The organism is Bacillus mexicanus (assembly GCF_050445615.1).
GTDB classification, from domain to species: domain Bacteria; phylum Bacillota; class Bacilli; order Bacillales; family Bacillaceae; genus Bacillus; species Bacillus mexicanus.
In genome coordinates, this window is sequence record NZ_JBCEYV010000004.1 from 243452 (window position 1) to 266003 (window position 22552).

Below are 22552 nucleotides of genomic sequence, written 5' to 3' on the forward strand. Positions count from 1 at the left end.
CATGAAAGTGTTAAAGCCCGGACTGCTCACAACGGTTCAGGATATAGGCAGAACGGGTTATCAAAAATACGGCGTACTGGCAAGCGGCGCTATGGATACAGTTTCACTGCGCATTGCCAACCTGCTGATCGGAAACAGTGAAAATGAAGCCGGTCTTGAAATTACGCTAATGGGGCCTGGTCCGTCATTTTATGTTTCAAAAACGACGCTGATTGCGGTAACGGGGGCGGACTTTACATTGCGTATTAATGATGAGGAAGCGCCTTTATGGAAGCCTGTGCTCGTCAAGGAAAACAGCACGGTCAGCTTTGGACCCTGCAAACTCGGCAGCCGTGCCTATTTAGCGGCTGCCGGCGGCTTCGATGTGCCTCACGTCATGGAAAGCAAAAGCACCTACGTCAGAGCAGGAATTGGCGGACTTCATGGCAGAGCGCTTCAAAAGGAAGATGAACTGACTATTGGAGAGGCTTCCCCTCTTTCGCTCACCATCCTTTCCCGATTAAGCCCGCAGCTTGAAAAGCAGGAATTTGCTGCCCCGAAATGGTCGGTCAGCCGCGGAAGGTTTCTGCCATTGAAAAAGAATCCTGTTATTCGAGTGCTGGAAGGCAAACAATTTCGCTTTTTTACAGAAGAATCGAAAACGCGTTTTTATGAAGAAACATTTCGGGTCACGCCGCAGTCCGACCGTATGGGGTACAGGCTCAAAGGAGAACCGCTTGAACTGAAGGCGCCGCTTGAGATGGTATCGGAAGCAGTTTCGTTCGGAACAGTACAAGTGCCTCCTGACGGCAACCCGATTATCCTGCTTGCAGACCGGCAAACGACAGGAGGCTATCCAAGGATCGCGCATATCATATCTGTTGATCTGCCGATTGTCTCGCAAATTATGCCGGGCGAGCACGTCCAGTTTGAGCCTGTATCCCTTCAGAAAGCGGAAGCGCTTGCGATTGAACGGGAGCAGCATATAAAAGAACTGAAAACGAGAATGAAGATGGAATGGCTGACATAAAAAAGGGGATGAATGATGCAGAATAAAAACAAAACTGTAGTCAAATCTATGGCTCTGCTTAATTTGTTTTTGCGTGAACCAAGCCTCACCTTAAGTGAACTGGTATCGTTGTCAGGTATGCCGAAAACCTCTGTTCACCGGATGGTCAGCTCTTTGGAGGAGATGGGATTTCTCAATCGGGATGCGTCCGGCGCATATTCGCTCGGATTAGTGTTTTTAGAATTCGGGCAGCTTGTCGCTGATAGGATGGATATCAGAAAAATAGCGAAACCGGTGATGGAAGAGCTGTGCCGGGAAGTGGACGAGGCTGTGCAATTGATCATGAGGGACGGCAATGAAGCGATATACGTTGAGAAAATAGAAGGGACGCAGACTGTCCGGCTGTACACGGCGGTCGGCAGACGTTCTCCTCTTTATGCGGGAGCGTGCGCCAGAAGTATTTTGTCCTTTCTTCCCCGCGAAGAAATCGAAACATACATCAAACACAACAAGCTTAAGTCAATTGGTTCCGGCACGATTACCGATCCTGAAACATTGCTTCAGGTGATTGATGCTTCCGTCGAAAAAGGCTATACCATCAGCTATTCAGAACTTGAAAACTATACGGCGGCGATCGGCGCCCCGATCTTTAATCATAAACGTCAGGTGGCAGCCGGGATCAGCATTGCAGGCTTTGAAGCGAGATTTACAGAAGACAGGCTCCCCTATTTAACAGAAAAGGTCAAGGACGCCGCTTTACAGATTTCAAGAAAAATAGGGTATACATGAGTAGCCAATCTTTTCTCCGCTGCGTACATTAACGTATCGACGTTCAGGAGTGGAGGAAAGAACATGGTGCTTCGATATACAGCACTGGGGGATTCTTTGACGACAGGGAGAGGCTCCGGGCTGTTTTCACCCGGGTACGTCAAGCGTTTCGGAGATATGATGGAAGCTGACTTGAAAAGAAAAACGGCCATATCCATCTTTGCCAAATCAGGCCTGAATACAGAAGAGATTCTGGGGCTCCTGTCAAATCCTTATGTGCAAAAATGCATTCGACATGCTGATATGATAACGATCACGGGGTGCGGAAACGATCTCATCGATTCGGTTTTAGCTTACCAAACATCTAAGGATGAAACGATTTTCAGCCGTGTATCCGCCCATTGCCATGAGAATTTTGAAAAGATGATTGCCAACATCGCCGAGATCAAAGGAGAGAATCCGTCCCCGTACGCCATCCGTGTGTTCAACTTATACAATCCGTTTCCCAGCATTGCGATCGCTGGCAAATGGATCAGGTCTTTTAATTCCCATTTAGAAACACTTGCAGCAGCGCCCCATGTCAAAGTCGCGGATGCCTATAGCATTTTTAAAGGTAAAGAACAGGAATATCTGTCCCTAGACGGTGTCCATCCGAACTGCAAAGGCTATCAAGCAATGGCCGAAGCCGTTCATCGGTTAGGCTATAAAGAATTGTCAGTTTCATAGAAAGCGCACCTTATAAAGGGGTGCCTTTTTTATGTGTAAATGAAACATTAAAAGAAACTTAAATTTCCCTGTCTCCTGTTCTACAGAATAAAAAAGTGCGCTAGAATAATGGAGGATGTAGGCAAATATAGCCATAGCGTTCAATATTTCGTATATTAGGAAGGATGGTCCTTTTGTTTCGGATTTTTAAAATGTCTTTTGCGATTATCATTATTTTATTGGCGCTTATTGCTTTTAACTATACGGAACACACCTCTGTTATCCAATCGGTTATGCTCGTCTTTCTTGGTGCTGTTATGTTTATGCAGGGGCTTGAAGAGCGGAATAAAGAAAACGACGGCTCCGGCGCTTTTAATATTTATACCGCCGTTTTCGTATGGTCTATCTCTCTTATCGGTTTTACGCTTCATATTATATAAATCTATTACACACCCTGAAAATGCCCGACCATCGGGAATACGGTCAGAACCGATGAAGCGAGGCTTTCCACTCTTGATATTCTGGAACCGCGAAAGCCTTCCGTATGGCCCTCAAGTGTTTCCCGCCTCCCCAAGCAGCAAATAGCAGAAGAGTGATAAAGCCCTTCAGCCGGAACGCCTTCTCAACCTCTTGTTCAAGCCCTTCTCTCATGTGCGTATTGTGCCTTTCTGACCATGTCATCCCTTATTTTCCTCTTTTCAAATCATCTATCGAAATCGACAGAAGGTTTCTGTAAAAACGGGAACCTTTTCCTTTATTTTTAAAAAAATCTTGCACGCACCAATTCATTTAAGAGAAAATAACAAATGGAAGGCAGGGGAAAGTCATGTTAAAAAAGTGTATTCTACTAGTATTTCTATGCATCGGATTGATTGGATTAATCGGATGCTCCAAAACAGATTCGCCAGAGGATCGCATGGAAGCATTCGTGAAACAGTGGAACGATCAACAATTCGATGACATGTATCAAAGCCTGACCAAAGATGTCAAAAAAGAAATCTCCAAAAAAGATTTCGTCAATAGGTATAAAGCCATCTACGAACAGGCAGGCGTAAAAAATCTGAAAGTCACTGCGGGAAAAGTGGATGAGGACGATAAAGACAACGAGAAGATGAAGCACATCCCGTATAAAGTCAGCATGGACACGAACGCGGGTAAAGTCAGCTTCAAAAATACCGCTGTGCTGAAAAAAGAAAAAACAGATGACGAGGAGTCATGGAATATAGATTGGGACCCATCGTTTATTTTCAAGCAGCTGTCTGATGACAAAACAGTGCAAATTATGAGTATTGAACCGAAACGCGGCCAAATCTACGATAAAAACGGGAAAGGCTTAGCTGTCAACACGGATGTTCCGGAAATTGGAATTATTCCCGGGGAGCTTGGCAATAAAAAAGAAAAAATCATGAAAGATCTCGCGAAAAAACTGGATATAACTGAAGACGATATTAAGAAAAAGCTGGATCAAGGCTGGGTGAAAGACGACTCATTTGTCCCGGTCAAAATGGTCAAGCCTGACCAGCAAAATGTAGTGTCTGAGGCGACCTCACTGCAAGGGGTGACAAGAACAAATGTCAGCTCCCGCTACTATCCATATGGCGAAAAATCAGCCCATTTGACAGGCTATGTCCGCGCCATCACTGCGGAAGAATTAAAGAAAAAGAAAGATGGTACGTATAGCGATACATCTAAGATCGGCATCGCCGGACTGGAAAATGTGTATGAAGACAAGCTAAGAGGCACAACCGGATGGAAAATCTACGTGCCGCAAACCGGAGAAGTCATCGCTGAAAAGAAAGCGAAGGACGGCGAGGATCTTCATCTTACAATTGATATCAAAACGCAAACAAAGCTGTATGATGAGCTGAAGGATGACAGCGGGACGGCAGTCGCGCTGCAGCCGAAGACAGGCGAAACACTTGCACTTGTCAGCGCGCCTTCTTATGATCCGAACGGATTTATTTTCGGCTGGGACGATAAGGAATGGAAAAAGCTAAACGAAGATAAAAACAATCCATTCTCAGCGAAGTTCAACAAAACATATGCACCGGGTTCTACGATTAAACCGATTGCGGCTGCTATCGGAATCAAAAACGGCACCCTAAAAGCAGATGAGAAGAAAACAATTAAAGGGAAAAAGTGGCAAAAGGATTCGAGCTGGGGCGGCTATTCAGTCACACGTGTATCAGAGAGCCTTCAGCAGGTCAATTTAGAAAATGCCCTTATTACGTCAGACAATATTTACTTTGCCCAGAATGCGCTTGATATGGGAGCGGACACCTTCACAAAAGGCATGAAAACGTTCGGCTTCTCAGAGGATATTCCATATGAATTCCCGATCCAGCAATCGTCTATCGCAAATGGCAAGCTCGATTCAGACATTTTGCTTGCGGATACAGGGTACGGACAAGGGCAGATGCAAATGTCTCCGCTTCACTTGGCAGCTGCTTACACGCCATTTGTCGATAATGGAGATCTTGTCAAACCGACGCTGATCAAAAAAGACTCACAAACAGCTGATGTCTGGCATAAGCAAGTGGTCACGAAGGAAGGGGCGGCAGACATTACAAAAGGTCTGAAAGGCGTTGTGGAAGATGAGCGCGGATCAGCATATCAGCCTGTCGTGAACGGAATCACTGTTGCCGGAAAAACTGGAACAGCCGAGCTGAAAACATCACAAGATGATAAAGACGGCGCGGAAAATGGCTGGTTCGTCGGCTATGATTATAAAAACAAAGACTTGCTAATCGCAATGATGATCCAAAATGTGCAGGATCACGGCGGCAGTCACTACGTTGTTGAGAAAGCGAAGAAGCAATTTCAATCAAATTAAAATACCCTTCGCTGTACATGCGCTGACATACAACTTGATCAGAATCGGTGGTTTCGCATTTATGCAGCCGCGCATGTTACAATATACTTAACAAAGAGCACCAGCTTAGCAGCTGGTGCTTTTTCAATATTGTCACACCGCTTAGTGCCAAATTTCCATTTATAAGTGTTTGAATCTTCAATGAAAGCGTTTTATATTTAAAAGAAGACCTCACTTTTTCCTTGCGGCTTCATCTGCACATCATGATTGTCTAGGAGGCCTTTTTATGTATATGACTGCCAGAGAACAAAAACTGTTAAAGCACTTGTTATTGCAAAGCCGATATGTAACCGTAACTGAGCTTGCTAAATTGATGGGAGTCAGCACAAGAACCATTCACAGGGAGCTGAAATCCATTAAGCCATTGATGGAGGCGGCCGGGCTTATGCTCGATAAACAGCCCGGCAAAGGATTGAAGGCGGTGGGAAGTTCCGAGGATAAACAAAAGATGCTGACCGATTTATCATATGAACAGCATGAATACAGCACTGATGAACGGAAACTGCTCATCCTTTGTTCGTTATTAGAGTCTCAGGAGCCTGTTAAGCTGTACACGCTGGCCCAAGATCTGCAGGTGACGAACGCCACAATCAGCTATGACTTAGACGAGTTGGAGAAATGGATCTCACCTTTCGGACTGACACTGATCCGTAAAAGGGGGTTTGGCATCCAGCTTATAGGGCCGGAAAATGCAAAACGAAAAATTGTCGGCAACCTCATTGTGAACCGCCTCGACATCCAAATGTTTTTGGAAGCGGTTGAAGTAAACATCAAAGGAAAAAACGATTCTTCAGAGAAAATGTTCGGTGTCGTCAGCAAAGGCGAGCTGTTAAAAATGGAGGGGATCTTATTTCGTCTGAAAGAAAAAATCGCCTTTTCGTTATCCGACAGCTCTTATATAGCGCTCGTTGTCCATCTGACGTATGCGATCGAACGCATCAAGCTTGGGGAGACCATTACCATGGAGGAAACTGAGCTTGAGGATTTGAAGAACGCAAAAGAATACAGCTCCGCGCTTGAGATCGCGGGCGAGCTTGAACGTGCTTTCGACGTGACGATTCCAGAGACGGAGGTCGGCTATATGACAATCCATCTTCGAAGCGCCAACCGCAAATACAAAACAGAGTATAAAGCACAGGAAATCGAACTGGAAACGGCCTTGCAAACGAAACGGCTCATTGCTTTTATTTCAGAAAAAATCAGAATCGATCTTACGAAAAACTACTCTTTATATGAAGGGCTGATCGCCCACTTGGAGCCAGCCGTCAGCCGCATTAAAGAGAATATCGAGATATACAATCCAATGAAGGAACAGATCAAACGCGATTATTTTCTGCTATATATGGCGGTCGAGGAAGGTGTCGATCAGTATTTTCCGGGTATGTCTTTTTCTGATGATGAGATCGCTTTTATCGTTCTTCACTTCGGCTCTGCTCTTGAAATCAAAAAAGAAGAAGCAAAATTGAAAGCGCTTGTCGTTTGCTCAAGCGGAATCGGCTCGTCGAAAATGCTTGCTTCCAGACTAAAGAAAGAACTGCCGGACATTCAATCATTTGACATGTCATCTTTGATCGAGCTGAAGAGCAAAGATGTTCACGCTTATGATATGATCGTTTCCACCGTCCCGATTCCTTACAAAAACATCGATTATATTATGGTCAGCCCGCTTTTAAATGAAGAAGACGCAAATCAGGTGAAGCAGTATATCAAGCGGAACATTCCGCTTATACTTGAGAAAAAAAGAAGCCCGAAGAAAGAGGAGCAGCAAGCTGACGTACCTGATATGCTGGAAGCGGCGGAAAGCATGGGGCGGTATATGGCTGTCACTCAAGATGTTCTGCGTCACTTTACGCTTACTCACCTCAGTACAAAACCGGATCATCATATGCTCCACCTAGAGCTTTTTCAACAGCTGAAGAAAGAGGGCTTGATCCATGATCCGAAAAAAGCGGCGGTTTGCCTGGCGGAGCGGGAAAAACAAGGCGGATTGGGAATACCGGAAACAAACATGGCGCTTTATCATCTCAAAAATGATGAAATTGTCCTGCCTTTTTTCAAAATATATGATCTTAACACCTCTTATGAAGTGAATGGCATGGACGGAAATACCCTCCTCATGACACGCATCCTCGTTATGATGGCGCCGGGCTCATTATCTGCTGAAGGATCGGAGATATTAAGCGCGATCAGCTCGGCGATTATTGAGAGCAGCGAAAGCCTGGCGGGGTTTCAGGAAGAGGGAGAACCTGAACTCTACCAACGGTTAAACCGCATATTTTTCACATGGATGCAGGAGAAAAACATACTGTAATCCGGCAGGGCACACGTCAAAAAATTGACGTGTGTTTTTATGTGGATAGGGTACAAAATAAGAAAAATAGGACTATTTTATCATTCATCAATGGAATAATTCCAAAATGAAATAGTTTTACAAGTTATCTTTTTTGGGTTAAAATGGGTGATGCAAGGAAGAAAATCTAACAAATAATTGAAGATTAATGAGAATATAGGAGATGACGATATGGAAACACTACAGCATCTGATCCTGCATGACATGCCGGATAGCGAAGAAATAGAGGCTGTAAAAAGCGGAGCTCATACACTGACATATAAAGAATACCGTAAGCGGATTAATCAACTGGCAAATGCCATGCTGCAAAAAGGAATTCAAAAAGGAGACCGTGTCGCACTGCTTTGCAAAAACGGCCATCCTGCATCAACTGTTATGTTCGCAGCGCTTGAAATAGGTGCTGTTGTGGTGCCTGTCAGCTGGCAGCTGAAACCATATGAAATGACAGGCATTTTAAAAGCGAGTGAACCGAAAGCGATGTTTTACGGAGCGGAGTTTAAAGAGACACTCAATGAAGTTCTTCCTGAACTGTCTTCACTCCAGATTATGATGGAAACAGGTACAGCTTACGAAACATCTGATGAATTTGAAGCTCTGTTTGCGGGTCCTGCCCATTTGCCTGAAACTGAAATGGTCTCCCCTGATGATACGGCGCTTCTGATGTTTACGTCTGGAACGACAGGAAACCCGAAAAGATGCATGATCACACATGGCGGCATATACAGATACGTAGAAAAATCCACTAGCTCAGCAACACGTATGAAGGGGCTTCGTTTTCTTGCGTGCCACCCGATTTATCATACGAGTGCGCTCATTTGCATCATGCTGGGAACCTTTGCAGGAACGAGTTTCATTTTTACAAAGGATCAAGATCCTGTTGATATGCTGAAGGTCATTGAAGAAGAAAAAATTCAAAGCGTGATGGCTCTTCCTGTGTTTTACACGTATTTGCTCGAAGCATGGGAAAAGCACCAAACCGACATCTCTTCGCTCGTGATTTTAATGACAGGCGGTACAAAAGTGCCGAGCAGCCTGATCCGCCGCTATTCTGATATCGGCATTCCGCTCGCACACGGCTATGGAAGCACTGAAGCTTGGGGAATCAGCACATGGATGCCTGAGATGGGAATGGATAAAGCGGCATCAGCAGGAAAACCTGTGGAGGGTGTGAAGGTGAAAGTCGAAGATCCGCAGACGGGAGAAGAGCTCCGTCAAGGTGAGATCGGCGAAATCGTTGTTCACACGCCATTCTTATTTAAAGGCTATGAAGACAATCCTGAAGCAACGGCAAAAGTGCTGCAAAACGGCTGGTTCAAAACCGGAGATTCAGGCTACGTGGATGAAGATGGCTTTATTTTCATCACGGGGCGCTACAAGGATGTCATTATTTACGGAGGCGATAACGTCTATCCGGATCAGGTTGAGGAAGTTATCCAGCAGATCCCGGGAATTCTTGAAACGGCTGTGGTCGGTATACCAGACCCGCTGTACGGAGAAAAACCGCGCGCTTTTATCGTGACAAACGGCGGCAAGCGTTTAACAGAAGAGGACGTCATCGCATATTGTAAAGAACGCCTGTCCGCTTATAAAATACCTGAAGTTGAGTTTGTGAACGAACTGCCGAAAAATAACCTCGGCAAGGTGAAAAAGGACGTCTTGCGCAAGCAGGCCGTACATTCATAAAAAAATGCCCGTCACTTCATTATGTGGCGGGCTTTTTTGCGGTTGCACAGACGGAAAGCTGAGGCTTAATATGTTTAAATTGCAGTTCTATGTCTTCAAATCCGGCTGCTTGGAAGTCGGCAATCATCTGTTGTCCAAATGATTTTGTTTTCTCGGGACTGGCATCAGCCTCCCGCGGCTGCATCGTAATCGCAGCTTTTCCGCCGGGCTTTAGCGCCTGATAAATCTGTTTCACGCCTTTTGTCTGGTCATTCCAGATGGTGTAGTTGTTAACGGAAATGACTTTATCATAAAACGAGTCGGAGAGAGGAAATGTCTCGATACTTCCTTGTATGAGGCACACACCTTTCGATTTTATTCTGCGGGCGGCCAGCTTCAGCATAGCCTTTGATACATCAATCCCATAAAGATGAATGCTTTTCTCACGTTTCAGCATCTGCTGCATGCAGTATCCCGGCCCAAACCCGATTTCTAAAATGCTGTCCCCATGTGTGATCCCCAGTTGATCTATTGTCCACTGATTCAGTGTCTGATTTTCAGCAGCCATGATGTACCCGGCTATCATACCGATTACGCCCTTTGGCCTGCTGAATTTTTTTGAAAGCATATTAATCATTCAGCAACCCCCTTTGCAAGTTATTTCCTCCTTACGTTTCATGTGAAACATTTTTCTGATAAAACAATGTGAAGGTGCTGAACCATGTTTATCGCAAGAATTTGTGAGGTACACAACAAATAGACATGAAAACAAAGGAGGAGATTCATCATGACAAATTATCCAAATGAACTGCCGGGACAAATCCAAAATCGTCAGCCGGGACTTGAAAGTGAAATGAATCCAACCCCGGTGTACGAATACGAACATTATAAAGGCTCTGGCAAATTAAAAGGAAAAGCAGCGCTTGTTACAGGCGGTGACAGCGGGATCGGACGCGCGGTCTCTGTTGCATACGCAAAAGAAGGTGCGGATGTCGCCATTGTATATAAAGATGAGCATGGGGACGCAGAAGAGACGAAAAAACGCATAGAACAAGAAGGCGTAAAATGCCTGCTGATCCCTGGTGACGTAGGCGAAGAGGAATTCTGCAATGAGGCGGTTGAAAAAACGGTCAAGGAGCTAGGCGGCCTAGATATTCTTGTCAACAATGCCGGTGAACAGCATCCTAAGGACAGTATCAAAGATATTTCAAGTGAACAGCTTCACCGCACATTCAAAACAAACTTTTATTCACAATTTTATTTGACTAAAAAAGCAATTGATTACTTAAAACCGGGCAGTACTATTATCAACACGACATCCATCAATCCGTACGTAGGAAACCCGAAGCTGATTGATTATACAGTGACAAAAGGTGCGATCAATGCCTTTACAAGAACAATGGCACAGGCGCTTGCCAGTGATGGAATCCGAGTGAATGCAGTTGCACCGGGACCAATTTGGACGCCATTAATTCCGTCTACATTCTCAGAAGAGACAGTCGCTCAATTTGGAAAAAATGCGCCTCTGGGCCGTCCGGGACAGCCTGTTGAGCTCGTTGGCTCTTATGTGCTGCTTGCTTCAGACGAGTCATCTTACATGACAGGCCAAACACTGCACGTTAATGGCGGCAGTTTTGTGACGACATAAGAGGGAGTGAAACATGTGGGTATCACGAAAGAAGAAGTAAACAGCTATTATCAAAAAGCCGGTATTGTATTAACAGATGAGGAAGTAGACCAAATTCAGCTGATGGACTACGGCTTAGGAAAAGAAAGAAAAGCAGGACTCCAGCTCTTCATCTATGTGAATACAGACCGTTATTGCTCAAAGGAACTGGTGCTGTTTCCGGGACAGACTTGCCCGGAACACCGCCATCCGCCGGTCAACGGCCAGAAAGGCAAGGAAGAGACATTCCGCTGCCGTTATGGAAAAGTATATCTTTATGTAGAAGGAGAAGAAACACAGCTTCCAAAGGTTCTCCCTCCGCAAGAGGACAAAGAATACTATACAGTCTGGCACGAAATTGAGCTTAAACCAGGCGAGCAATATACGATCCCGCCGAACACCAAGCATTGGTTCCAGGCCGGGGAAGAAGGAGCCGTTGTGACGGAAATGTCTTCGACGAGCACAGATAAACATGATATCTTTACAGATCCAAGAATTTAAGGATGGGGCGTAACAGCCCATCCTTTTTTGTATTGAAAAAACAGAATCACCGCTATAATGGGTAAAAAAGGAAAGAGGGCGAGGGAATGTTCACCTGCAAGGTAAATGAGTACATCATCTTTCGATTGCTGGAGCCAAAGGATGCGGATCGGCTTGCCGAACTGATTATCGAAAATCAGCAGCGTCTCGGCCGGTGGCTCTTTTTTGCGGAAAACCCAAGCAGCGCTGAAACGTATCGAGAAACACTTATTCCAGATTGGCGGCGGCAATATGCCGACCTGAATGGCATCGAAGCTGGGCTCTTCTATGACGGCAGCCTATGCGGCATGATCGGCCTCCACAATTTAGACCAAGTGAATCGAAAAGCGGAAATTGGCTATTGGATTGACAAAGAGTATGAAGGCAAAGGCATCATGACCGCCGCCTGCCGAACTCTGATCTCGTATGCTTTTGAAGAGTTTGGGCTGAACCGTGTTGCGATATGTGCGGCTGTCGGGAACGAAAAAAGCAGAGCGGTCCCGGAGCGGCTCGGCTTTCAGGAGGAAGGGAAGGCACGGGACGGCTTATTCATTGGAGGCAGGTATCATGACCTTGTCTATTACAGCTTGCTGAAGCGTGAATGGAAAGAATCGAAATAAAGCGCACATTTTCTTGTTTAAATCTTCTTCGTGTGTGGAAAAGTAAAAGCGGAGACGTTGAAAAGGAGTGATTCACGATGAATCAGCAAGATATGAAACAAAAAGTATTTGATGTTCTAGATCACCATAAAGTAGGTTCGCTCGCTACAGTTCAAAAGGGCAAGCCGCATTCCCGCTACATGACTTTTTTCCATGACGGTCTGACAATTTACACACCGACAAGCAAGGAAACTCATAAAGCGGAAGAAATTGAGAACAACCCTCATGTCCATATTTTATTAGGCTATGATGGTGAAGGCTTTGGTGACGCGTATGTGGAAGTTGCCGGAAAGGCCAAAATCAACAATTCAGCCGAACTGAAGGACAAAATCTGGAATTCTCAATTAGAGCGCTGGTTTGACGGTAAGGATGATCCGAATCTGGTGATTCTTGAAATTGAACCGGAGGATATCAGATTAATGAATGCCGGAGAAAAAACGCCAGTTTCACTCGACTTATAAAAAAGTTTGCATTTGCAGGGGCGATATGTTATCATGAGTAGATAAGCAAGATAAATAAGCAAATAAAAAAGAAAGTAAACTTCTTTTTTCTGTTTTGAGATAGAAGCTTTACCGCTTCACGAGCAGCATACTAGCTGTCCTTATTCTTTTCCTTCATAACAAATCGCCCCTAACGATGAGATGGAAAAAAGACTTTTTTGTTTTACAATTCACACCGGCGCGGCTTCGGAGCCGCAGTGACGATTGAGAGGTAGGGCTTTCGTTGTCTTGTGTTCAAGAAATTTCCATGGTGTTTACTTTCCAGAATGATTCTTCGGAACAATGCTTTATGAATCTAACCCGCCTGATGAGGCGGATGATATAATCTTTATTTGCATATAGAAAAGAATAAGACAAACCGCTCGGCGTACGCCGGCGGTTTTTTATTGTAAACTGAAACCTCTCTATCTTCTTTACAGTCTTATCTCTAGGATGAAATTGGAGGAAGAATAACGTGCATGTCATCACAACACAGGTGCTTTTTATTTTCTGTTTTTTATTGCTGATTCACTCGATAGAAACCTTAGCTTATGCCACAAGGCTTTCCGGGGCTCGCGTAGGATTTATTGCGTCTGCGCTTTCACTATTCAATGTCATGGTCATCGTATCCAGAATGTCGAACATGGTGCAGCAGCCCTTTACCGGACATTTAATTGATGACGCGGGAAAAAACGCTCTGTCGATTGTCAGCGAGCAGTTTCGCTTCTTGATTTTTGGGTCGACAGTTGGCACCATTCTGGGTATTCTCTTGCTCCCGTCTTTTGTCGCTTTATTTTCACGGGCGATAATTCACTTGGCGAGCGGCGGCGGCTCTGTTTTACAAGTGTTTCGGAAGGGATTCTCGAAACAAGGATTCAAAAACGCGCTCTCCTATTTGCGTCTGCCGTCTCTTTCGTATGTGAAAGGATTTCACATACGCTTGATTCCGAAGCGTTTGTTTGTCATCAACATGCTGATTACATCGATTTATACGATCGGCGTGCTTTCAGCTTTGTATGCAGGCCTTCTGGCACCGGAGCGCAGTACGACAGCCGTTATGGCATCGGGTTTGATCAACGGGATTGCGACGATGCTGCTGGCCATTTTTGTTGATCCTAAGGTATCTGTTCTCGCCGATGACGTGGCAAAAGGAAAAAGAAGTTATACGTATTTAAAGTGGGCCTCTATCACAATGGTTACCTCAAGGGTGGCGGGCACACTCCTCGCCCAGCTTATGTTTATTCCGGGCGCCTACTATATCGCGTGGCTGACAAAGTGGTTTTAATAAGAAGGGCTGGATCATAAAGATCCAGCCTTTTTCGCGTTTCCTTATTTATATTTCCTTAATCCGCGGTCATACAAAAAGTTTCCGAATGGGACAAAAGCGGCGATAAATCCGGCGGCTGACCATTTCAGCGGCCATTTGACAGAGAAAGCCGCATACGCCAAGACAAGTAAATATAAAATGAACAACCCGCCGTGAACCGAACCGACAATTGTTACGGCAAGCGGAAGGCCTGCCCAATATTTCAGCGGCATGGCAATGAACAGAAGAGTTAAGAGTGACATTCCTTCAATAAAACCCATCGTGCGAAGTCTTCCGATCGGCGTTTGCAACATAAATCGCCCTCCTTGTGGGTGTGTTTTCTTTCTATATGATAAACAATACGGCGAGCGGACATGATAGTTTTCAGAAAATGTTCAAACAACATTCATTTTTACAACCTAGCTCTAGCGGGCTGTACTTGTCATTTGCAAAAATACCCGAGATAATGTGTACAACATGAGTAAAGAAGGATGTTGACATGAAACTTGACCAAATTGATCTGAATATCATTGCAGAGCTGAAGAAAGACAGCCGTTTGTCGATGAGGGAATTAGGCAGAAAAATTAAGCTGTCGCCGCCATCTGTGACAGAACGGGTGAGGCAGCTTGAATCGTTTGGGATCATCAAGCAATACACACTGGAGGTCGATCAGAAAAAACTGGGGTTTCCCGTTTCCTGTATTGTAGAAGCAACTGTCAAAAACGGGGATTACGAGCGGTTCAAAAACTATATTCAAACATTGCCGAATATCGAATTTTGCTACCGAATTGCGGGTGCAGCCTGCTATATGCTGAAAATTAATGCTCAGAGCCTCGAAGCGGTAGAAGATTTCATCAACAAAACATCGCCATACGCGCAAACCGTCACTCACGTCATTTTCTCAGAAATTGACACGAAAAATGGGCGCGGTTAGAGAGTACTGCGCGAAGTCTGTTATAATAGCAGGATGAGCGTGAAAGAAAGAGAAGTGATCAAGCATGTCAAAAACAGTTGTATTAGCTGAAAAACCTTCAGTCGGCCGGGATTTGGCCCGGGTACTGAAGTGTCATAAAAAAGGAAATGGTTATCTCGAAGGTGATCAATATATTGTTACATGGGCTTTGGGCCATTTAGTGACACTCGCTGATCCGGAAGGCTATGGAAAAGAGTTTCAATCATGGCGGCTGGAGGATTTGCCGATTATCCCCGAACCCTTAAAGCTTGTTGTGATTAAGAAAACCGGAAAACAGTTCAATGCGGTCAAATCCCAGCTTACCCGTAAAGACGTCAACCAGATCGTCATCGCGACTGATGCAGGCCGGGAAGGAGAGCTTGTCGCCCGCTGGATCATTGAAAAAGCGAATGTCCGCAAACCGATCAAACGGCTGTGGATTTCGTCTGTGACAGATAAAGCGATTAAGGAAGGCTTTCAAAAGCTGCGCAGCGGCAAAGAATACGAAAACCTGTATCATTCTGCTGTCGCCAGAGCGGAAGCGGATTGGATCGTGGGAATTAACGCGACCCGTGCGCTCACCACAAAATTCAATGCCCAGCTTTCATGCGGCCGTGTACAGACACCGACGCTTGCCATGATTGCAAAGCGCGAGGCGGACATTCAAGCGTTTACGCCTATTCCTTATTACGGCATCCGCGCAGCGGTCGAGGGCATGACGCTGACATGGCAGGATAAAAAATCAAAGCAAACGAGAACATTCAATCAAGACGTGACAAGCCGTTTGCTAAAAGACCTTGACGGAAAGCAAGCGGTCATTGCTGAACTGAAAAAAACAGCGAAAAAAAGCTTTGCTCCCGCGCTTTATGATTTAACTGAGCTGCAGCGTGACGCCCACAAGCGCTTCGGATTTTCTGCCAAAGAGACACTTTCTGTTTTGCAGAAGCTATATGAGCAGCATAAGCTTGTCACATATCCGCGAACAGACTCAAGGTTTATATCCAGTGACATCGTCCCGACGTTAAAAGACCGTCTGGAAGGCATGGAAGTAAAACCGTATGCCCAATATGCCCGCCAAATTAAAAGCCGCGGCATCAAATCCCATAAAGGCTATGTCAATGACGCGAAGGTGTCAGATCACCATGCGATTATCCCGACCGAAGAGCCGCTCATTCTCAGCAGTCTGAGTGACAAAGAACGCAAGCTGTATGATCTGATTGCGAAACGTTTTCTAGCTGTATTAATGCCGGCGTTTGAATATGAGGAAACAAAGGTCATAGCAGAGATCGGCGGAGAAACCTTTACCGCTAAAGGCAAAACCGTGCAGTCACAAGGGTGGAAAGCCGTTTATGATATGGCGGATGAAGATGACGAGCATGAGGATGACAGAGATCAGACCCTCCCAGCCCTTCAAAAAGGCGATGCTCTTGCCGTCCGCACGTTAACGGAAACAAGCGGTCAAACGAAACCGCCTGCCCGCTTTAACGAGGGAACCCTGCTGTCAGCAATGGAAAACCCAAGCGCCTTTATGCAGGGAGAAGAAAAAGGTCTCGTCAAAACGCTCGGAGAAACAGGCGGCCTCGGCACAGTGGCAACGCGTGCAGACATTATTGAGAAACTGTTCAACAGCTTTTTAATCGAGAAAAAAGATAAAGATATTTTTATCACTTCTAAAGGAAAACAGCTTCTGCAGCTAGTTCCGGACGATTTGAAATCACCGGCCTTAACGGCAGAATGGGAGCAAAAGCTCTCTGCGATCGCCGCCGGAAAACTAAAATCAACTGTCTTTGTTAAAGACATGAAAGCTTATGCCAACCAAACGGTCAAAGAAATCAAAAACAGCAGCCAGACATTCAGACATGACAATATCACAGGAACGGCATGTCCGGAATGCGGCAAAATGATGCTGAAGGTGAACGGCAAACGCGGCACGATGCTCGTTTGCCAAGACCGTGAATGCGGAAGCAGAAAAACGATTGCCAAAAAAACAAACGCACGCTGCCCGAACTGCCATAAAAAAATGGAGCTTCGCGGCCAAGGTGAGGGTCAAACCTTCGCATGTGTCTGCGGGCACCGTGAGAAGCTTTCCGTATTTGAAAAACGAAAAAACAAAGACAAAGGACGCGCTTCCAAACGGGACGTTTCTTCTTATATGAAAAAACAAAATACGAAAGACGAACCGATTAACAACGCGCTGGCAGAACAGCTGAAGAAACTCGGTTTGGATAAATAACAGAGAAAACTAGCTGCTCTGGAAAAAGGCACAATGGCAGCCATGCTGCCGTATCATTTTAAAAGAAAGCTACAGGATCAAGGGTATCACCTTGGTCCTTTTTTTGCGGGAAAAGGAGAACTGCCATGTATACACAAGGCGCATTTGTGATCGTACTGAACGAAAATCAGCGGATCCTGCTGGTGAAACGAAAAGACGTCCCTTTATGGGATCTGCCGGGCGGCATGGTCGATCCCGGGGAAACGGCTGAGGCAGCAGCAGTCCGGGAGGTAGCGGAAGAAACGGGATATAGCGCATCGCTTTCTGCAAAAATAGGTGTCTATCAAAGACCAAAATTTCAAGATGAACAGCACATGTTTTCCGGATACATAACAGGCGGACAAGCAATAGAAAACGGCATAGAGACAGCGGGGCTGAAGTGGTTTTCTCCGAAGTGTTTGCCAATTTTGATGGTGCCCAATCGAAAAAAACAAATCAAAGATGCTATGCAGGGTGTTCAAGATGCGACCATCATCCTCAAAGACAGAGGGATGCTCGCGGCAATCGGACTGTTGAAAAGAAGATTGGGCAAGTGATAGAAGTCTCCGGGTTTTAAAGCGTTTCTCCTGTGGTATGAAAAAGAAAAAGGAGAGGATACGGCATGGCACAAAAAACTGCAGGAAAAGCGATGACAGAATTGCTGGAACAATGGGGAGTTAATCATATTTACGGCATCCCTGGAGACAGTATAAATGAGTTTGTTGAAGAATTAAGACACGAAAGCAGTCAATTGAAATTTATTCAAACCCGCCACGAAGAGGTGGCAGCGCTGGCGGCTGCGGCTGAAGCGAAACTCACCGGCAAAATCGGTGTCTGCCTGTCGATCGCAGGACCGGGTGCAGTACACTTATTAAACGGATTATATGATGCAAAAGCGGACGGCGCCCCTGTATTGGCCATTGCAGGACAGGTTTCATCAGGCGAGGTCGGACGGGATTATTTTCAGGAGATTAAGCTTGAACAAATGTTTGAAGACGTAGCTGTGTTCAACAGAGAGGTACATAGTGCCGAGTCACTGCCGGATCTTTTGAACCAAGCGATTCGCACCGCCTACAGCAAAAAAGGCGTCGCGGTATTGAGCGTGTCTGATGACTTGTTTGCAGAGAAAATTAAACGCGAGCCTGTGTACACTTCACCCGTGTATATTGAAGGGAACCTTGAACCGAAAAAGGAACAGCTCGTCACTTGTGCGCAATATATTAATAATGCCAAAAAGCCGATTATCTTGGCGGGCCGGGGAATGAAAAAGGCAAAACAGGAACTTCTGGAGTTTGCGGATAAAGCCGCCGCGCCGATTGTAGTCACACTTCCGGCAAAAGGCGTTGTGCCTGATAAGCATCCGCATTTTCTCGGCAATCTCGGACAGATTGGCACGAAGCCGGCTTACGAGGCAATGGAGGAATGCGATTTATTAATCATGCTCGGAACGTCATTCCCATACCGTGATTATTTGCCTGATGACACACCGGCCATCCAGCTCGATTCAGACCCGGCGAAAATCGGAAAACGCTATCCGGTGACAGCCGGCCTTGTCTGCGATTCTGCTCTTGGCCTGCGTGAATTGACCGAGTATATTGAACGGAAGGAAGATAGAAGATTCTTAGATGCCTGCACGGAACATATGCAGCATTGGTGGAATGAAATTGAAAAAGATGAAAGTGAGGCGGAAACACCTCTCAAACCCCAGCAAGTCGTAGCGCGTCTCCAGGAAGCAGCAGCCGATGATGCAGTGCTCTCTGTAGATGTCGGCACTGTAACAGTCTGGATGACGCGTCATTTCAAAATGAATGCGAATCAGGATTTTATCGTGTCCAGCTGGCTTGCGACAATGGGCTGCGGCCTGCCGGGAGCGATCGCATCAAGCTTGGCCGAACCGGAGCGTCAGGCGATCGCTGTCTGCGGTGACGGGGGCTTTTCCATGGTCATGCAGGATCTCCCGACCGCCGTCAAATACAAACTCCCGATCACCGTCGTCATTTTAAACAACGAAAATCTGGGCATGATCGAATATGAGCAGCAGGTCAAAGGCAATATCGACTTTGTCACAAACCTTCAAAATGTCGACTATGCTGCATTTGCAGAAAGCTGCGGGGCAAAAGGCATCAAGGTAACCAAAGCTGAAGAGCTTGCGCCGGCTTTCCATGAGGCATTGCGCGCTGACCAGCCGGTTGTGGTGGACGTCACGATTGGAAATGAACCGCCGCTGCCGGGAAAAATCACCTACGGGCAGGCAAAAGGCTTTAGCAAGTACATGCTGAAAAACTTCTTCGAAAACCAAAAAATTGAAATGCCGTCACTGAAGAAAAGTTTAAAACGGTTATTTTAATAAAACAGGGGCCTATTAAGGACCCCTGTTTTTAAGTGTTGGAAACAAATGGATTTTAAGTTACCATAGCAGTATATGAAATCAAAGGAGGAAAGCATGTTTGAATCTATAAAATTAGCGGTGTATTTATTAGGGCCTCTAGGAATGATCTATGCAGCTTGTCATGATATTCGCCATGCTCAAAACGGACAAAAGGACAAATGCATCTTCTTTCAAAACAGAAAGATCAGCGCATTTGTCCTTGTATGTTTTATATGTTTATTTTTATCAAATCTAACAGCGCTCATATCTCTATGAGTTTATTTCTCTTTCTTTTTGAGCCCAAAAAAGAAAGGAAAAGCAGAACCAACCAATAAAGTGCCGAATAAAAACATGCCGCCGATAAACACATGGAAATTCGTGTGTCCGGCCGTAAACGCGGTGATTAAGGAGACGATACTGAGCGCGATCATGGCGATGCCGGGCGCGATCCTCATTTTTCCCTTAGATTTATAGGCAGCAACAGAACATAAAATACCGATGACAATAGGAACAATCCATAAATAAAACAGAATAAATAATGACATCATCAAAACTCCGATTTTTTCTTCTATCATAACAAATTTCTGACAAAAAGGGTATCAATGAGCTTTTTACTCAAAATCAAAAACCGGCCTCGAGAGCCGGTTTTTTCTAACGAAACGCATCAACAATTAAAAACACGTTCAAAGCGACGATTAATACAGCGATCAGCCATGATGCCACTGTGACCCATTTGGTGTTGATCAGTGATCCCATAATCCGTTTATTGCTTGTAAACATAATGAGCGGGATTAAGGCAAAGGCGATTCCGAAGGACAGCACGACCTGGCTCAGCACGAGAGCGGTCGTCGGATTGACGCCTGACGCAATGATTAAGATCGGCGGAATAATCGTGATAAACCGGCGCACATACAGCGGAATGCGGTATTTGATAAATCCCTGCATGATCACGTCGCCTGAAAGCGTGCCGACAGACGAACTGGATAGTCCGGCAACGAGCAGGCCGATTCCGAATAAAGCCGCTGACACAGGGCTGACAAGATGTCCGAATTGCTGAAATGCGACATCGAGATCCTCGACAAACAGGCCGTTTTTGAAAAATAAAGCAGCAGCCACGATCAGCATGCTTGCATTAATAGCCCCCGCAATCAGCATCGCTATTAAAATATCAATAAATTCAAACCTGAAGATTTTTTTTCGTTCAGCATCAGTTTTGCCGACCACCCGCCGCTGGGTAAGGGCAGAGTGTAAATAAATGGCGTGCGGCATCACGGTTGCGCCGAGAATACCCGCTGCTAGAAGCACACTGTCAGTGCCTTGAAAAGCCGGAACAAAAAGGCCTTTCATCACTGACGCGGCATCAGGCTTTGCGAAAAAGGTTTGCAGCGCAAAGGCGATCACCACTACAAACAGCATACCGGTAATGCCGGCTTCAAGTGAACGATATCCGCGGCGCTGAAGCTCTAATATCGCAAAAGAACCGATCGCCGCTATAATAGAGGCTTCAAGCATCGGAATGCCAAACAGCAAATACAGTCCCAGAGCAGCTCCGATAAATTCCGCCAGATCAGTTGCGATAATGACCAGCTCACCTTGAATCCATAATCCGATTGAGACCGGCTTTGGAAATTCTTCGCGGGCAATCTCAGGCAGATTTTTGCCTGTTGCGATCCCGAGTTTGGCGGATAAGGATTGGATTAAAAGCGCCATGATATTAGAAAACAAAATCACCCAGAGCAGCATATATCCATATTTAGAGCCCGCCGATATATTCGTTGCGAAGTTGCCGGGATCAATATAAGCGATAGCTGCTATAAACGCGGGACCCAGAAAAGGAAGCAGCCCTCTGAACCCTCTGATTTTCCCGTCAAGCGCATCTTGGACTGCTTTGGAACGGGGAGATTGTGCTGTGATATCCTTGTTCATCATGTCTCACCTAAATTCTAATTGGTTTTTGCCAAACAACAAAGAGTTTCCTTAAGGCAAATTATTTTATCTACATCATATGATCATCACGGTTTCTTGTCAACTGAAAATGTTCAAAAGCCACATCCGGATTCTTCCCTGATATGTAACATGTTATGTAGGGATTCAGATAAGGTCCATATAAAAAAAGACATCGTTTCAGTTCGAAACGATGCCTCATGCATGAAATGGGTCTAGGCTTCCTTACGCAGCCCGCGAAATACGAGGCTCAGTAAAAATACGAAGATGGCGGCTCCAATGATGGCTGGGAAAATAGCAAAGCCAGCAAGGCTCGGCCCCCAAGTGCCAAGGAGTCCGTGTCCGATCCAAGCGCCGATCAGCCCGGCAATCATAGATCCGAAAATTCCTCCGGGCATCCGGTTTCCTACAATGGCGCTTCCAATTAATCCAATTACGATTGCAACTACTAATGAAACTAAAAAGCTAATCATCATACTCACCTCTCATCAATGTTTTATCAATCAATATCCGCTTATGCTGCATTCGAAACATCGAAAAGCATATCGCTTTATGATTCTTTTTTGATTTTTCTTTGCACGCTTCCGTCAGCGAAATGAACAATCACCTCAGTGCCTTTATGTGCTGCAATTTCCTTTGCCCGTTCAATCGCATCTTCTTTTGTCTCTTTAATGTCAGAGACACGTTTGGCACCTTCGGCTTTGACCGCCCAGCCATTTTTATGTTTGATGACATGCTCTGCTTTATCCATGAGCTCATGGTCTCCGCCGCTGTTAGAATCTTCGTCGCGTTCTGTCTCATCATCATGCTTGATGAAATCATCCATTTCTTTTTTAGAGGCGTTTTCTGCCCACTCCTTTGCTTTGCTTGTCGCAATTGGAATCGCGCGGCTGTCCTCATAACCCTCATCAATCATCGCATTCGCAATCTCAATTGCTTTCTTCTTCACCGGCTTATCCAGATTTTTGAGTGAAGCGGGATAATCCTTCATCGACCAAGGCATTTCCATCACTCCTTTTCCTTTTATAAAAATGGTACCCGCAGATGAAAAATAAAAACGTGT

The 22552-nt window shown here is 45.5% G+C and carries 22 protein-coding genes and 1 pseudogene; 16 read left to right on the forward strand and 7 right to left on the reverse strand.

From position 1 onward, the window contains the following. Window position 1: 1 nt before the first annotated feature. The 4 genes from AAGG74_RS20455 (at window position 2) to AAGG74_RS20470 (ending at window position 2901) form a co-directional block, all read left to right on the forward strand. A complete protein-coding gene (locus AAGG74_RS20455; RefSeq protein ID WP_429677143.1) occupies window positions 2-1009 on the forward strand; it encodes a 5-oxoprolinase subunit C family protein in 1008 nt (335 codons plus the stop codon). 15 nt (window positions 1010-1024) lie between these two features. Continuing rightward, window positions 1025-1777 carry an IclR family transcriptional regulator gene (locus AAGG74_RS20460; protein WP_429677008.1) on the forward strand — a complete coding sequence of 251 codons (753 nt, stop codon included), beginning with the start codon at window positions 1025-1027 and terminating at the stop codon, window positions 1775-1777. A 63-nt stretch (window positions 1778-1840) separates the two neighbouring features. Continuing rightward, the gene (gene lipC / locus AAGG74_RS20465) at window positions 1841-2482 is read left to right on the forward strand and encodes a spore germination lipase LipC (RefSeq protein ID WP_429677009.1); all 642 of its coding nucleotides are present in this window, start codon (window positions 1841-1843) and stop codon (window positions 2480-2482) included. 173 nt (window positions 2483-2655) lie between these two features. Next, entirely contained in the window at window positions 2656-2901 is a 246-nt protein-coding gene (locus AAGG74_RS20470; protein WP_162104052.1) for a YczI family protein, read from the forward strand. Window positions 2902-2906: 5 nt separating this feature from the next. Here the strand turns inward: AAGG74_RS20470 and AAGG74_RS20475 are convergent. Then, window positions 2907-3142: pseudogene (locus AAGG74_RS20475) on the reverse strand (antibiotic biosynthesis monooxygenase family protein). Between the two features lie 145 nt (window positions 3143-3287). On the opposite strand from AAGG74_RS20475, the gene AAGG74_RS20480 reads away from it, so the two are divergent. From AAGG74_RS20480 to AAGG74_RS20490, 3 genes are all read left to right on the forward strand, one after another. Continuing rightward, window positions 3288-5294, forward strand: coding sequence for a penicillin-binding transpeptidase domain-containing protein (locus AAGG74_RS20480; RefSeq protein WP_429677010.1), 2007 nt, complete (start codon window positions 3288-3290; stop codon window positions 5292-5294). A 265-nt stretch (window positions 5295-5559) separates the two neighbouring features. Further along, window positions 5560-7644 (forward strand): BglG family transcription antiterminator, encoded by a 2085-nt coding sequence (locus AAGG74_RS20485; RefSeq protein ID WP_429677012.1) that lies wholly within the window; start codon window positions 5560-5562, stop codon window positions 7642-7644. 210 nt (window positions 7645-7854) lie between these two features. Next, window positions 7855-9366 carry a class I adenylate-forming enzyme family protein gene (locus AAGG74_RS20490; protein WP_429677013.1) on the forward strand — a complete coding sequence of 504 codons (1512 nt, stop codon included), beginning with the start codon at window positions 7855-7857 and terminating at the stop codon, window positions 9364-9366. A gap of 19 nt (window positions 9367-9385) precedes the next feature. Here the strand turns inward: AAGG74_RS20490 and AAGG74_RS20495 are convergent, their stop codons facing one another. Then, window positions 9386-9982 (reverse strand): class I SAM-dependent methyltransferase, encoded by a 597-nt coding sequence (locus AAGG74_RS20495; RefSeq protein ID WP_429677014.1) that lies wholly within the window; start codon window positions 9980-9982, stop codon window positions 9386-9388. A 150-nt stretch (window positions 9983-10132) separates the two neighbouring features. Between AAGG74_RS20495 and AAGG74_RS20500 the strand changes: the two genes are divergently transcribed. From AAGG74_RS20500 to amj, 5 genes are all read left to right on the forward strand, one after another. Then, window positions 10133-10993, forward strand: a complete 861-nt coding sequence (locus AAGG74_RS20500) for an SDR family oxidoreductase (RefSeq protein ID WP_429677015.1) — start codon at window positions 10133-10135, stop codon at window positions 10991-10993. Window positions 10994-11008: 15 nt separating this feature from the next. Beyond that, window positions 11009-11512 carry a D-lyxose ketol-isomerase gene (gene lyxE / locus AAGG74_RS20505; RefSeq protein WP_429677016.1) on the forward strand — a complete coding sequence of 168 codons (504 nt, stop codon included), beginning with the start codon at window positions 11009-11011 and terminating at the stop codon, window positions 11510-11512. Window positions 11513-11598: 86 nt separating this feature from the next. After that, complete coding sequence (locus AAGG74_RS20510) at window positions 11599-12150, forward strand: GNAT family N-acetyltransferase (RefSeq protein WP_429677017.1); 552 nt, start codon at window positions 11599-11601, stop codon at window positions 12148-12150. Window positions 12151-12227: 77 nt separating this feature from the next. Continuing rightward, complete coding sequence (locus AAGG74_RS20515) at window positions 12228-12650, forward strand: pyridoxamine 5'-phosphate oxidase family protein (protein WP_162104059.1); 423 nt, start codon at window positions 12228-12230, stop codon at window positions 12648-12650. A gap of 493 nt (window positions 12651-13143) precedes the next feature. Then, window positions 13144-13953, forward strand: a complete 810-nt coding sequence (gene amj / locus AAGG74_RS20520; protein ID WP_225493568.1) for a lipid II flippase Amj — start codon at window positions 13144-13146, stop codon at window positions 13951-13953. A 44-nt stretch (window positions 13954-13997) separates the two neighbouring features. Here the strand turns inward: amj and AAGG74_RS20525 are convergent, their stop codons facing one another. Then, window positions 13998-14288, reverse strand: coding sequence for a DUF3817 domain-containing protein (locus tag AAGG74_RS20525; RefSeq protein ID WP_429677018.1), 291 nt, complete (start codon window positions 14286-14288; stop codon window positions 13998-14000). A gap of 185 nt (window positions 14289-14473) precedes the next feature. On the opposite strand from AAGG74_RS20525, the gene lrpC reads away from it, so the two are divergent. From lrpC to AAGG74_RS20545, 4 genes are all read left to right on the forward strand, one after another. After that, window positions 14474-14908, forward strand: a complete 435-nt coding sequence (gene lrpC / locus AAGG74_RS20530) for a transcriptional regulator LrpC (protein ID WP_162104062.1) — start codon at window positions 14474-14476, stop codon at window positions 14906-14908. Between the two features lie 64 nt (window positions 14909-14972). After that, complete coding sequence (locus tag AAGG74_RS20535; protein ID WP_429677019.1) at window positions 14973-17159, forward strand: DNA topoisomerase III; 2187 nt, start codon at window positions 14973-14975, stop codon at window positions 17157-17159. A 125-nt stretch (window positions 17160-17284) separates the two neighbouring features. Beyond that, on the forward strand, window positions 17285-17734 hold the full coding sequence (locus AAGG74_RS20540; RefSeq protein WP_162104064.1) for an NUDIX domain-containing protein: 450 nt from the start codon (window positions 17285-17287) through the stop codon (window positions 17732-17734). A 65-nt stretch (window positions 17735-17799) separates the two neighbouring features. After that, window positions 17800-19524 carry a pyruvate oxidase gene (locus AAGG74_RS20545; RefSeq protein WP_429677020.1) on the forward strand — a complete coding sequence of 575 codons (1725 nt, stop codon included), beginning with the start codon at window positions 17800-17802 and terminating at the stop codon, window positions 19522-19524. Between the two features lie 299 nt (window positions 19525-19823). Here the strand turns inward: AAGG74_RS20545 and AAGG74_RS20550 are convergent, their stop codons facing one another. The 4 genes from AAGG74_RS20550 to AAGG74_RS20565 all read right to left on the reverse strand — a co-directional run bounded on the left by AAGG74_RS20550 (window position 19824) and on the right by AAGG74_RS20565 (window position 22492). Next, entirely contained in the window at window positions 19824-20090 is a 267-nt protein-coding gene (locus tag AAGG74_RS20550; protein ID WP_429677021.1) for a hypothetical protein, read from the reverse strand. A gap of 106 nt (window positions 20091-20196) precedes the next feature. Continuing rightward, window positions 20197-21474, reverse strand: coding sequence for an Nramp family divalent metal transporter (locus AAGG74_RS20555; protein WP_162104067.1), 1278 nt, complete (start codon window positions 21472-21474; stop codon window positions 20197-20199). Between the two features lie 230 nt (window positions 21475-21704). Continuing rightward, on the reverse strand, window positions 21705-21962 hold the full coding sequence (locus AAGG74_RS20560) for a GlsB/YeaQ/YmgE family stress response membrane protein (protein WP_003225121.1): 258 nt from the start codon (window positions 21960-21962) through the stop codon (window positions 21705-21707). Between the two features lie 77 nt (window positions 21963-22039). Next, window positions 22040-22492 (reverse strand): DUF2188 domain-containing protein, encoded by a 453-nt coding sequence (locus AAGG74_RS20565; RefSeq protein ID WP_429677022.1) that lies wholly within the window; start codon window positions 22490-22492, stop codon window positions 22040-22042. Window positions 22493-22552 lie beyond the last annotated feature (60 nt).